At 75.5% G+C, this 12,496-nt stretch carries 9 protein-coding genes; 5 read left to right on the forward strand and 4 right to left on the reverse strand.

What is annotated here, in order from left to right:
• The first annotated feature begins 5 nt into the window (after positions 1–5).
• From ACFFHU_RS14490 to cspE, 3 genes are all read left to right on the forward strand, one after another.
• Complete coding sequence (locus ACFFHU_RS14490) at positions 6–3,641, forward strand: ATP-dependent helicase (protein ID WP_377339069.1); 3,636 nt, start codon at positions 6–8, stop codon at positions 3,639–3,641.
• On the forward strand, positions 3,638–7,213 hold the full coding sequence (locus ACFFHU_RS14495) for an ATP-dependent helicase (RefSeq protein WP_377339070.1): 3,576 nt from the start codon (positions 3,638–3,640) through the stop codon (positions 7,211–7,213). Before ACFFHU_RS14490 ends, ACFFHU_RS14495 begins: the two co-directional genes overlap by 4 nt.
• A 222-nt stretch (positions 7,214–7,435) precedes the next feature.
• Positions 7,436–7,639, forward strand: coding sequence for a transcription antiterminator/RNA stability regulator CspE (gene cspE / locus ACFFHU_RS14500; protein ID WP_076466503.1), 204 nt, complete (start codon positions 7,436–7,438; stop codon positions 7,637–7,639).
• A gap of 60 nt (positions 7,640–7,699) precedes the next feature.
• On the opposite strand, the gene ACFFHU_RS14505 is transcribed toward cspE, so the two are convergent.
• Positions 7,700–8,104, reverse strand: coding sequence for a pilus assembly protein CpaE (locus ACFFHU_RS14505; RefSeq protein ID WP_377339072.1), 405 nt, complete (start codon positions 8,102–8,104; stop codon positions 7,700–7,702).
• A gap of 167 nt (positions 8,105–8,271) precedes the next feature.
• On the opposite strand from ACFFHU_RS14505, the gene ACFFHU_RS14510 reads away from it, so the two are divergent.
• Positions 8,272–8,457: a hypothetical protein gene (locus ACFFHU_RS14510; protein WP_377339074.1), complete on the forward strand. Its 186-nt coding sequence runs from the start codon at positions 8,272–8,274 to the stop codon at positions 8,455–8,457.
• A gap of 270 nt (positions 8,458–8,727) precedes the next feature.
• Positions 8,728–9,741 carry a hypothetical protein gene (locus ACFFHU_RS14515; protein ID WP_377339076.1) on the forward strand — a complete coding sequence of 338 codons (1,014 nt, stop codon included), beginning with the start codon at positions 8,728–8,730 and terminating at the stop codon, positions 9,739–9,741.
• A gap of 4 nt (positions 9,742–9,745) precedes the next feature.
• Here the strand turns inward: ACFFHU_RS14515 and ACFFHU_RS14520 are convergent, their stop codons facing one another.
• Genes ACFFHU_RS14520 through ACFFHU_RS14530 form a run of 3 tightly spaced genes read right to left on the reverse strand, consistent with a single transcriptional unit; the run spans position 9,746 to position 12,460 of the window.
• Complete coding sequence (locus ACFFHU_RS14520; RefSeq protein WP_377339077.1) at positions 9,746–10,621, reverse strand: ABC transporter permease; 876 nt, start codon at positions 10,619–10,621, stop codon at positions 9,746–9,748.
• Entirely contained in the window at positions 10,611–11,402 is a 792-nt protein-coding gene (locus tag ACFFHU_RS14525) for an ABC transporter ATP-binding protein (RefSeq protein WP_377339079.1), read from the reverse strand. Before ACFFHU_RS14525 ends, ACFFHU_RS14520 begins: the two co-directional genes overlap by 11 nt.
• A complete protein-coding gene (locus ACFFHU_RS14530; RefSeq protein WP_377339081.1) occupies positions 11,399–12,460 on the reverse strand; it encodes an ABC transporter substrate-binding protein in 1,062 nt (353 codons plus the stop codon). The genes ACFFHU_RS14525 and ACFFHU_RS14530 overlap by 4 nt, the downstream gene beginning before the upstream one ends.
• Between the last annotated feature and the right edge of the window lie 36 nt (positions 12,461–12,496).

The following is a 12,496-nucleotide window of genomic DNA, read 5'->3' on the forward strand; positions in this document are numbered from 1 at the left end:
TCGGTGTGCAGGCGTACCGGTTGGTCCGCCGGCGGGCCGAGGGCGCGCCGGCGCGGTTCGACGATCCCGTGCAGGCCGGCGTCGTGGCGCACACCGACGGTCCGCTGCTGGTGGTCGGCGGGCCCGGCACCGGAAAGACGAGCGTGCTGGTCGAGTCCGTGGCCGCCCGGGTGGCCGAGGGGGTGGATCCGGAGCGGATCCTCGTGCTGACCTTCAGCCGGCGGATGGCGGCCGACCTGCGACACCGGATCGAGCGGCGGATCACCGGCGGAGATCAGGCGCCGGCGGGGGCCGCCGGCGCCGGCCGCCGGGTGGTGCACGAGCCCCTGGTCCGCACGTTCCCGGCGTACGCCTTCGGCCTGCTGCGGCGGGCCGCGGCCGAACGCGGCGAGCCGGCCCCGCGGCTGCTCACCGGGCCCGAGCAGGACCTGGTCATCCGCGAGCTGCTGGACGCCGTACCGGACGATGTGGACCCGTCTGGATGGCCCGCCGGCCTGCGGCCGGCGCTGCGCACGCGGGCGTTCGCCGAGCAGCTCCGCGACCTGCTCATGCGGGCCGCCGAGCGGGGCATCGGGCCCGCGGAGCTGACCCGGCTCGGCCGGGAGGCCGGCCGGTCCGACTGGCCGGCCGCGGCCCGCTTCCTCCGCGAGTACGTCTCGGTGCTCGCGCTGCGCGACGCCACCACCCGCGGTTCCGTGGCCTACGACCCGGCCGAGCTGGTGCGGGCGGCCGCGGGACTGCTCACCGACGAGCCCGAGCTGCTCACCGCCGAGCGCCGCCGGCTCACTCACGTGTACGTCGACGAGTTCGCCGACACCGACCCGGCCCAGCGGGACCTGCTGCACCTGGTGGCCGGCGGTGGCAAGGCGCTGGTGGCCTTCGCCGACCCCGACTCGTCCACCTTCGCCTTCCGCGGGGCCGATCCGAGCGGGGTGACCGGCTTCCCGCACCGGTTCCGGACCGCGTCCGGGGCGGTGGCCCGGACACTGCTGCTCGGCACGTCCTACCGGGCCGGTCCGGAACTGCTCGCCGGGCTGCGCGGGGTGGGCCGCCGGTTGCGCGGCCCGGTGGCGCACCGTGACCTGCGCCCCGCGCCGGGCGCCGGCCCCGGCGAGGTCCGGGTACGCACGTTCCGCTCGGCCACCAGCGAGGCCGCCTATCTGGCCCACGCGCTGCGCAGCGCGCACCTGGTGGACGGGGTGCCGTGGTCCGGGATGGCCGTGCTGGTCCGGTCCACCACCCTGCAACTGCCCTCGGTGCAGCGGGCGCTGCACGCGGCCGGCGTGCCCACCGTGGTGCACGGCGAGGACCTGCCGCTGCACCTGCAACCGGCGGTGGCCCCGCTGTTGCTGCTGCTGCGCTGCGCGCTGGAGCCCGACCGGCTCGACGAGGAGGCCGCGGTCGCGCTGCTGCACTCGCCGCTGGGCGGCGCCGACCCGCTCGCCGAGCGTCGGCTGCGGCAGGGACTGCGGGCGCTCGCCCTGGCCGCGGGTGACCGGCGGCCCTCCGGGGAGCTGCTGGTGGAGGCGCTGCGCGACCCGGCCGGGCTGGCCGTCGTGGACCGCCGGTGGGCCGCGCCGGCCAGGACCGTGGCGGCGCTCATCGGAACGGCCCGGGAGACCGCGGCCCGCCCCGGGGCCACCGTCGAGGACGTGCTGTGGGCGGTCTGGCAGCGCACCGGGTTGGCCGACCGCTGGTTCTCGGCCACCCGTCGCGATCGGACCACGGCCGGCGACGACGCGGGCGTACGCTGGCGCGCCGAGGCCGCCGACCGGGACCTGGACGCGGTGATGGTGCTCTTCGACGCGGCCGCCCGGTTCGTCGACCGGCTGCCGGGCGCGCGCACCGAGGTCTTCCTCGACCACGTCCTCGGCCAGGACCTGCCGGCCGACACGCTCGCGCCGACCGCGGACCGGGGCGAGGCCGTACGCCTGCTCACCGCGCACGCCGCGAAGGGGCTGGAGTGGGAGGTGGTGGCCGTGGTCGGCGTGCAGGAGGGGATCTGGCCCGACCTGCGGCTGCGGGGCAGTCTGCTGGGTTCGGAGCGGCTCGTCGACCTGGCGGCGGGCCGGGCGCAGGGCGCCGGGGCCACCGCCACGCTGGTCGGTCAGACGTCGGCGCTGCTGGCCGAGGAACGCCGGCTGTTCTACGTGGCCGCCAGCCGGGCCCGGCGCCGACTGCTGGTCAGCGCCGTCTCCTCGGCCTCGGTGGGGGGCGCCGACCACGAGGAGCAGCCCAGCCGCTTCCTGCACGAGCTGGTCGGCGCGGGTCCCGGAGGCGGCGACGGTGGTCCGGCCGGCGGCACCGGACCCACACCCGCCGACCCCGACACACCCCCGAGCCCGCCGGACTCCCCGAGCCCGCCCGACCCTCCGGACCGGCCCGTTGATCCGGGGCGAACGGCCGGGACCGGAGATCGACAACCGACCATTTCCCCGAGAGCGGCCCAGGACGACCCGGCCGAGGACGACCCAGCCGAGGACGACCCGGCCGAGGACGACGCGGCGGGGGACGGCCCGGCCACGGACGGGGCGGTCGATGACGGCGCGGTCGAGGACCGACCGGCGGGGGAGGAGGGTGAGGTCGAGCTGCCGGTGGGGCGGCTGCCGCGGGCGCTCACCCTGCCGGCGCTGGTGGCCGAGCTGCGTACCGCGGTCACCGATCCGGCCGCTTCGCCGGACCGCCGGCGGGCCGCGGCGGCCGAGCTGGCCCGGCTGGCCGCCGCCGGTGTCCCGGGCGCCCACCCCGACGAGTGGTGGGGCCTGCGGGCGCTCTCCGACGACCGGCCCCTGGTCGACGAGGGTGAGCCGGTCCGGGTCAGCCCATCGGGCATGGAGAGCGCCCTGCGCTGCAGCCTTCGCTGGTTGCTGGAGCGGCACGGCGGGCGCGCCCCGGCAAGCGCGGCGCAGGGCGTCGGCAACCTGGTGCACGCCGCGGCCATGCTGGCCGAGGACGCCAGCGTCGACCGGGAACGGTTGATCGACTACGTGGCCGGCCGGTTCGACGCCATCGAGCTGGCCGCCCGGTGGATGGCCGGGCCGGAGCGGAGCCGGGCCGAGGCCATGGTGGACAAGCTGCTGCGCTGGCTGGCCGACAACCCGCGCCGGCTGCTGGCCATCGAGCAGGAGTTCGCGGTCCGGCTCGACGACCCGGTGCGGCCGGTGGAGCTGACCGGCCGGGTGGACCGGCTTGAGGTGGACGAGCAGGGCCGGCTGGTGGTGATCGATCTGAAGACCGGCCGGACCACGGCGGTGGCGGCGGCCGATCTCGCCGAGCATCCGCAGCTGGCCGGCTACCAGGCCGCGGTCGAGGCCGGGGCGTTCGCCGAGCACGGCGACAGCTCGGGCGGCGCGGCGCTGGTGCAGCTCGGCACCTCGGCCAAGGAGGCCAAGGAGCAGAACCAGCCGGCCGAGGGCGGCGAGGAGGGCTGGGCCGCCGCCATGGTCCGGCGTACCGCGGAGACCATGGCGGCCTCGACCTTCGCGGCGGTGGCCAACTCCCGCTGCCGGGTCTGCCCGGTCCGCCCCGCCTGCCCGATCTCGGGGCAGGGCCGGCAGGTGGTCGAGCCGCTGACGGTCGAGCCCCGGCCGGCCGAGCGGCCGGCGGGCGAGCGGTCGGTCGAGCCCGGGGCCGTCGAGTGACCCAGCCCTCGCTCTTCGCCGCCGCGCCGGCCCAGCGCACGGCCGACGCCGGCCCCCGGTACACGCCGGTCGAGCTGGCCCGGTTGCTGCGGCTGCACGCGCCCACCCGGGAACAGGCGGCCATCGTCGCGGCGCCGATCGAGCCGCTGCTGGTGGTGGCCGGCGCGGGCTCGGGCAAGACCGAGACCATGGCCGCCCGGGTGGTCTGGCTGGTGGCCAACGGGTACGCGCGGCCGGAGCAGATCCTCGGCCTGACCTTCACCCGAAAGGCCGCCGGCGAGCTGGGGCACCGGGTGCGCACCCGGCTCGGGCAGCTGGTCCGGCGGTTGGGCCGGGACCCGCGCGACCAGCGGCACGACCTTTTCGGCGGCGAACCGGCGGTGGCCACCTACCACTCGTACGCGGCCCGGGTGGTCACCGAGCACGGGTTGCGGGCAGGCTACGAGCCGGCCACCCGGCTGCTCACCGAGGCGGCCCGCTGGCAGGTGGTGGACTGGCTGGTACGCACCTACGACGGCGACATGTCGGGGGTGGACCGTACCCCGGCCACCGTCACCGACGCCGTGCTGGCGCTGGCTTCGGAGCTGGCCGAGCACCTGGTGGAGCCGGACGAGCTGGCGGCCTGGACCGGCCGGTTCTTCGCCGAGCTGCAGTCCCGGCCCGGCCGGGTGTACGCGGACGTGCGCAAGGCGCTGACCGTGCAGCAGATCCGGCTGAAGCTGCTGCCCCTGGTGCGGGCGTTCCAGCGGCGCAAGGACGACTTCGAGGCCATGGACTTCGGCGACCAGCTGGCCCGCGCCGCGCGGGTGGCCCGGGACCACCCGGAGGTGGGCGAGATCGAACGGCAGCGCTACCGGGTGGTGCTGCTGGACGAATACCAGGACACCAGCCACGCCCAGGTGGTGCTGCTGCGCTCGCTGTTCGGCGGCGGGCATCCGGTGACCGCCGTGGGCGACCCCTGCCAATCCATCTACGGATGGCGGGGCGCCAGCGCCGGCACGCTGGACCGGTTCCCCGGCGAGTTCGTCCGGTCCGACGGCCGGCCCGCCCGGACGCTGACCCTGAGCACGAGCTGGCGGAACCGCCCGGAGATCCTGCGGGTGGCCAACGCGCTGTCGGCGCCGCTGCGCAGCGCCGGGGCGGAGGTGGCCGAGCTGGCGGCGGCGTACACCGTGGCCGATCCGATCCCGGGCCGGACGGCCCGCGGGAGACCGGCCGGCACCGTCGGGTGCGCGCTGCTGCCGACGTACGCGGACGAGGCGGACTGGATCGCCGACGGCATCCTGGCGGCATGGCGTGGCGCGGCTCGCAGCACCGCCCTGCCGGAGCAGATCCCGGTCGACCGGCGGCCCACCACCGCGGTCCTGGTCCGGCTGCGCAGCCAGATCCCGGCGATCGAGGCGGCGCTGCGGGCCCGCGGCCTGCCGGTCGAGGTGATGGGCCTGGGTGGCCTGCTGGACACCCCCGAGGTGCGGGACGTGGTGTGCACCCTGCGGGTGCTGGCCGACCCGACCGACGGGGCCGCGCTGCTGCGGCTGCTCACCGGCGCGCGGTGGCGGATCGGCCCGCGGGACCTGGTGGCGCTGCACCGGCGGGCCCGGGCGATCGCCACCGCCCGCCGCGAGCTGCCCCGGTTGACCGCCGGAGCGCAGCCGGAGCCGGGCGGAGCGGAGGCCGGCGCGGTCGACCCGGAGATCGTCACCGACAGCCTGGACGAGGCGACGCTGGTGGAGGCGCTGGCCGACCTCGGCCCGGCCCAGCAGTACTCCGCCGAGGGGTACGCCCGGCTGCGCGCGTACGGGCGGGAGCTGGCACTGCTGCGGCACCGGCTGGACCAGTCGCTGCCCGACCTGATCGCCGACATCGAACGGACCACCGGCCTGGACGTGGAGGTGGCCGTGCGCGCGGGGCTGGGCGGCGCCGGCGGCGACGCCGGGCTGGCCCGGGGGCACCTGGACGCCCTGGGCGACGTGGCCGCGCGGTTCACCCGGGACTCGGCCGGGGCCCCGCTCTCGGCCTTCCTGGCGTTCCTGACCGCGGCCGAGGATGAGGAGCGGGGGCTGGCGCCCGGCGAGGTGGAGGTGGTCACCGGCGCCGTGCAGGTGCTGACCACGCACGCCGCCAAGGGCCTGGAATGGGACATCGTGGCGGTTGCCGGGCTCAGCCGGGGCGTGTGGCCGGGCGCCGTCCGCGGCTCCGACCACTACCTGTACGGCCTGGGCGTGCTCCCGTTCCCGCTGCGCGGCGACGCCGCGGGCCTGCCCGTGCTGTCCGTGGACGGCGTGGACGACCAGAAGGGGGTGGCCGGCGCCCTGAACCGGTTCACCGAGCAGTGGTGGGCGCACGACGAGCGGGAGGAGCGCCGGCTCGGCTACGTGGCGGTCACTCGCCCGCGCCGGCTGCTGCTCTGCTCCGGCTACTGGTGGGGGGACGGAACCAAGCGGCCGCGCGGGCCGTCGGCGTTCCTCACCGAGGTACGCGACCAGTGCCTCGCCGGCGCCGGGACGGTGGACGAGTGGGCCCCCGAGCCGACGCCGGACGCCGCCAACCCGACCGCCGAGATCGTGCTCCGGGCCGACTGGCCGGCCGATCCGCTGGGGGCGCGGCGGCCGGTCGTGGCCGAGGGCGCCGCGCTGGTCCGGCGGTTCCTGACGGGCGTCCCCGAGCCGACCGAGGCCGGGCCGACCACCGCCGGGGCGGCCGGGAGCGGGCCCACCGGGGCCGCGGCGGCCGAGCGCGGCGACGCGGCCGGGGAGGCGGCCGGCGGCGGGCAGCCGGGCGCGCCCCGAGACGCGGCCGGCGAGGCCGGCGAGGCCGACCGGTCCGACGCCGACCGGTGGGCCGCCGGCTCCGACGCCGACCCGTGGGCCGCCGGCTCCGACGCCGACCGGTGGCGGCGGGAGGCGGAGCTGCTGCTGGCCGAGCGCACCCGGTTGGCCCGCCGGGCGGGTCCGATCGAGGTGCCGCTGCCCGATCACCTGACCGTCTCGCAGCTGGTCACGCTGCACCGCGACCCGCAGGAACTGGCCCGTACGCTGCGCCGCCCGCTGCCCGTACGGCCCGACCCGTACGCCCGGCGCGGCACCGCCTTCCACACCTGGCTGGAGCAGCGGTTTGGCGCCGGCCGGCTGCTGGACGTCGACGAGCTGCCCGGATCGGCCGACGAGGAGGCCGCCGGGGACGAGGAGCTGCTGGCGCTGCAGGAGCGCTTCCTGGCCAGCGAGTGGGCGGACCGGGTGCCGTACGAGGTGGAGGTGCCGTTCGCCACGGTGATCGCCGGCCTGGTGCTGCGCGGCCGGATGGACGCGGTGTTCACCGCGCCGGGCGGGCGGTTTGAGGTGGTCGACTGGAAGACCGGCCGGCAGCCCACCGGGAGGGCCGCGCGGACCGCGGCCGTGCAGCTCGCCGCGTACCGGCTGGCCTGGGCCGAACTCGCCGGGGTGCCGGTGGAGCAGGTCCGGGCGGCCTTCCACTACGTGCGCGACGGGGTCACGGTGCGGCCGGCCGATCTGCTCGACGCGGACGGGCTGGCCGCGCTCGTGGCCGGGCTGCCTCCGGCAGAAACCGGCTGACCTGCGGCGGGTAGGGCGACGACGTGCTATGGTCGGCTACGTTGCAGTCTTGGTTTCCACATCCGGTGGCGCCTGGTGCGATCTTTGCCCAGGCGCCATTTGTTGTGTCCGGCGGTTCCCGGCGGGTTACCAACGCGACGACAGACGTCCGCGCGCAACCGGCGGCGGATAACTTGCTGGCCCGGCGCGGGCCGGTGGTAGGCGTCAAGGAGACGTAGAACGATGGCAATTGGCACTGTCAAGTGGTTCAACGCGGACAAGGGCTTCGGCTTCATCACGCCGGACGACGGCGGCGCGGACGTGTTCGCCCACTTCTCGGCGATCCAGAGCTCCGGCTACCGCTCGCTGGACGAGAACCAGCGGGTGGAGTTCGAGGTCACCCAGGGCCAGAAGGGCCCGCAGGCGGCTAACATCCGCCCGCTGTAACTCCTGATTCGGCCCGCCACGCCAGCCGGCGTGGCGGGCCGTTTCGTATCCGCCCGCCGGTCAGCGGCCGGCTTCGATCAGCCGCAACAGGGCCTCGCCGTACGCCTCCGCCGGGTCCTCGTGGGTGAGTTCGAGCTCGCCGGCCGGCAGCGTGAGCGCCACCCGGTAGCCCTCGGCCGCCCGGTCGAGCCGGCGGAACGTCCCGCCGAGCATCTCGCGCAGCTGATCCTCGCGCGGCAGCCAGAGCGCCTCGTCCTGCTCGATGTCGTCCAGGGCCCATTCGGTGGTCCCGTTGAATCCGAGCACCGGCCCGTCGGGCAGCTGATGCACCTCGATGGTCATCTGGCTCAGCACGAACGTCTCGTCGTCAAGGTCGCGGTCCGGAATGGCGAACCGGTCGCCCGGCGCCGGCCGCCAGGCCAGGCCGGCGTCGCGCAGCCGTCGGGCCAGTTCGAAGGAGATCACGCGTCCATCGTGCCCCCGTACCGGTACGACCGGCACATCGAGTTGGAACGAGGGTGCCGGCGATTGCGTCCGATGGGCGACTGCCCCGGGGGGCCGGGTCGGGGATCCTGACAGGCGGAGTGTTCGGTGCGTCGCGGGGGCGGCCGGGTCCGGGGAGGTGGCAGGACATGCGGCGGGGCGTGGAGAGTCGGCGGGAGATCGTCGTGGTGCTGGCGCTGGCCCTGGCCGGCCTGACCCTGGCCGGCCTGGCGGCGTTCGTGCCCTGGTACGACCGGCCGCAGGCGGTGGTGGTCGATCTCCGGCAGCCGGATCTGCCCTATCCACCCGGTTTGTCCGCCCGGGAGGCCCGCTGAGGGCCCAACCGCCCCGGAACCTCGCGGTTTCTGGTAACGCCCGGTAACGCGGCCAGCGGTGGAAGGAACGACCGCCCCTGTACCTCGCGGTCATATTCATGCCTGAGAGGCATGAGGACCGCGTCGGGTTCCGGCTCGGTTCCGGTCACGCTGCGTCGCCGGCATGCCTGCCCCCGGGAGCCGGCGTCCCGTCACCGCGGCCGGAGCAGGTGCTCCTGCCAGCCGGTCGTGGGCTGCGGGTCGGATGGCGCATGGTGTTCACTGAGCACGATGGTCGCCGTCCCACCGCCCGGCTCCGCTCCGGCTTCCGGTCCCGCCGGACGCTCCGACGCGTCCGGTACGGCACGCGCCGGTGGCGATCCGGTCGGAGCCCGCTGGCCGGCCGGCCCGGTCACCGGGCTCGGCCGCCGCGGGCACCCGACCGGTCCCGGCGAGGCCGGCCCCGGCGAGGCCGCCCCCGACCCTCGGACCGGGGCCACTCCTCCCGCCGGTGGCTCACCCGGCGGCCGGGGCGGCACCGGCCGCAGCCTCTGGTGGTTCGGCGGGGCCGCGGGAGCGATCCTGCTGATCGGGCTCATCGTGGTGCTGGTGCAGAGCACCTCCGGCGGTCCGCTGACCGGGCACCTCCGGCGGTCCGGGGTCGACTCCCGGGCGCCGCTCGCGCGGGCCTGCCCCGCGCCGACCGGGCCCGCGCCGACCGGGCCCGCGCCGACCGGGCCGACCGCCCGCGGCGCGCCGACCGGGTCCGAGCCCGCCCCGGCGGGCCCGCGCACCGTCGATCGTGAGGCCGGCATCTCGTACGCCGCGTTTCCCGCCCCCTGGCAGCCGTGGCGCGCGGTGTGGCGGGCCGGGACGCTGCGGGTGCCCTACCGGGTGGGCCAGCACTTCGTGACCGAGCCGGCGTACGACGGCAGCAGCGATTACCACGCCTCGATCCTGTCCGCCGCGGTGCCCGCGGCCGACAACGACGCCCTCGTGCTGGATCTCGAGTGCGTGGGCCGGCAGGTGGCCGCGGACGTGCGGGCCAGCTACTACCCGCAGCCGAACACCGCCGACCTGCTCCGGGACTCCCGGCGCACCCTGGGCGGGCTGCCGGCCTGGGTGACCGTCTTCCGGCTGCACTTCGACCGGCCGGGGCTGCGCGCCCACGACGAGCTGGCCGCCGTAGCCTGCGTCGACGTCGGCCGCCCGACCGCGGCGATCCTGTACGTCTCCATCCCCGGCACCCACCGCCAGTACGACTGGGTGGTGGAGTCGGCGCTGGCCTCCGTGCGCCCCGCCTGAGAAGTCAGGACGATCCCTGGTCCAGCACCCCCCACCGGCGGCGGATGGCCCGGTCGATGGCGGAGAAGGCCGAGTCCACCAGCAGGCCGAGCACCAGGATGACGATCATGATGCTGATCACCCGGACCGCGTCGTTGAACTCCCGGGCGTACTGGAGCTGAACCCCGATCGAGGTGCGGGTGGCGATCACCACCAGCAGCTCGCCGGCCATCAGGCTGCGCCAGGCGAACGCCCAACCCTGCTTGAGGCCGGCCACGATGGCGGGCAGCGCGGCCGGCGCGATGACGTACCGGTAGAGGTTGATTCCGCGGGCGCCGATGTTGCGGCCGGCCCGCACCAGGATCGGCGGCACGTAGTCCACGCCGTGGATCACCCCGTTGGCCACCGAGGGCGCGGCGCCGAGCACCACCACGAAGAAGATGGCCTGCTCGCTCAGCTGGAACAGCAGGATGGCCAGCGGGAACCAGGCGATCGACGGCATCGTCTGCAGTGCGGTGATCATCGAACCGAGGGCCGCCCGGAGCACGCGCACCCGGGCCACCGCGAGACCGAGCAGCAGGCCGACCGCCACCGCGACGCCGAACCCGAGCGCGGCGCGGCGACCGGTGGCCGCGAGGCCCTGCCAGAACCCGCCGCTGGCCACGTAGTGCCCCAGATCGGCCAGCACGGGTGCCGGCCCGGGCAGCGCCCACGGGTCCTTCCAGCCGGTCCAGACGACCACCTGCCAGACGGCCAGGGCGATCGCGAGGGCCGCGAGCTTGGGCCAGAGCGCCGCCCAGATCCGGCCCAGCCGGCCCGGCGCCTCGTCGCGACCGGCTACCTCCAGGGCGTCGAGCCCGCTGAGCACCCCGGCGTCGCGGGTCAGCGTGTCACCGGCCATGGCGGCCCACCTCCGTACGCAGCCGGTCGGTGACGTCGGCCGCCACGGCGGCCACCTCCCGGGAGTCGATCCGGCGTGGTCGCGGCACGTCCACGTCGGCGATGTGGATGATCCGCCCGGGGCGGCTGGACAGCAGCACGATCCGGTCGGCGAGCCGGGCCGCCTCCCGGACGTTGTGCGTGACGAACAGCACGGTCAGCCGGCGCTCCGACCAGATCCGCTCCAGCTCGTCGTGCAGCAGGTCCCGGGTCATCGCGTCGAGCGCTCCGAACGGCTCGTCCATCAGCAGCACCGGGGTGTCCAGGGCGAGCGTGCGGGCCAGCGCCACCCGCTGGCGCATGCCGCCGGAGAGCTCGTGCGGCCGGTGCCGGGCGAAGCCGCCCAGGTGGACGGTGCGCAGCAGCTCGGCCACCCGGTCCCGGCGCTCGGCGCGGGGCAGCCCGCGCAGCTTGAGCGGCAGGTCGACGTTGGCCTCGACGGTCAGCCAGGGGAACAGGGCGGGTTCCTGGAACATCAGCCCCGGGCTGGTGCGCGGGCGTTCCTCGCCGGTCACCCGGATCCGGCCGGCGGTCGGCGCGTCGAGCCCGGCCACCAGGTTGAGCAGCGTGCTCTTGCCGCATCCGGAGGCGCCGACCAGGCAGACGAACTCGCCGGGACGTACCTGGAGGGAGAGCCCGTCCAGCGCCGGTACGGCGTGGGCGCCGCGGCCGTACACCTTGGTCACGCCGTCGAGCGCGACCGCGGCGGTCGCGCTCGACGGTGTCGTCGTGGTGGCCGTCATGGCAACGGGACCCCGGCCTTGCCCTGGGCGCTCAGCACGTCGTTGAGGTAGCTCAGGTCGTACAGCCCGTTCAGGTCGACGGGCTGGCTGAGGCCGACCGCCACGGCGTGGTCCAGGCCGGTCTTGAGCGAGCCGGCGAGCGGATCGTTCAGGAAGGTGAGGCTGGGCCACGCCTGCTTGATGAGCTTGGGGTCCAGCGGCTTGCCGGTGACCTTGCCGATGTGCTCGGACACGGCCTGCTGGGCCTGGTCGGGGTGGGTGTTGATCAGGTCGTTGGCCGCGACCTGCCCCTCGACCAGCCGCTTCACCACGTCCGGGTGCGCCTTGAGGAACTTCGTGCTGACCACCAGGTTGGTGATCACGAACTTGCCGTCGGGCCACAGGTCCCGCTCGTTCACCAGCACCTTGCCGCCGTCGTTGACCAGGCGCGACACGTACGGCTCGGGCACCCAGGCGCCGTCGATGGCGCCGCTGTGGAAGGTGTCCACCGTCTGGGCGTTCTCCTGCGGGACGATCTTGACGTCGCCGCCGCCCTCCTTCGTGGTGGTGAGGCCCTTCTCCTTGAGCCAGTACCGCACCGCGACGTCCTGCGTGTTGCCCAGTTGCGGCGTGGCGATCTTCTTGCCGCGCAGGTCCTCCGGGGACTTGATGCCGGGCTTGACCACCAGGGCCACCCCGCCGGACGCGGCGCCCGAGATCACCTTGATGGCCTGGCCCTTCGACTTGGCGAAGGCGTTGATGGTCGGGTTCGGGCCGACGTACGTGGCGTCCAGCGCCCCGGAGAAGAGCGCCTCCACGGCCGCCGGTCCGGCGTTGAAGGTCTTGGTCTCCAGCTTGACGTTCGTGCCGAGCTTGTCGGCGAAGATGCCCTGCTGCACCCCGACGATCGGGGTGGCGTGGGTGATGTTCGGGAAGTAGCCGAGGCGGAGGGTCACCGGACCGGACCCGCCGGCCTTGGCGCCGGAATCGTCGCCGCAGGCCGTGACGCCGCCCAGTGCGGCCGTCGTCAGCACGAGCGTCGCCAGGGTCGCCCACCGGCGGTACGGAGAACGTGTCATCGCCGTCCCATCGATTGTCGATCAAATTAGTAGGAA

Origin of the sequence: Plantactinospora siamensis, from assembly GCF_042434095.1 — a bacterium.
In the GTDB taxonomy this organism is placed as follows: Bacteria; Actinomycetota; Actinomycetes; order Mycobacteriales; family Micromonosporaceae; genus KBS50.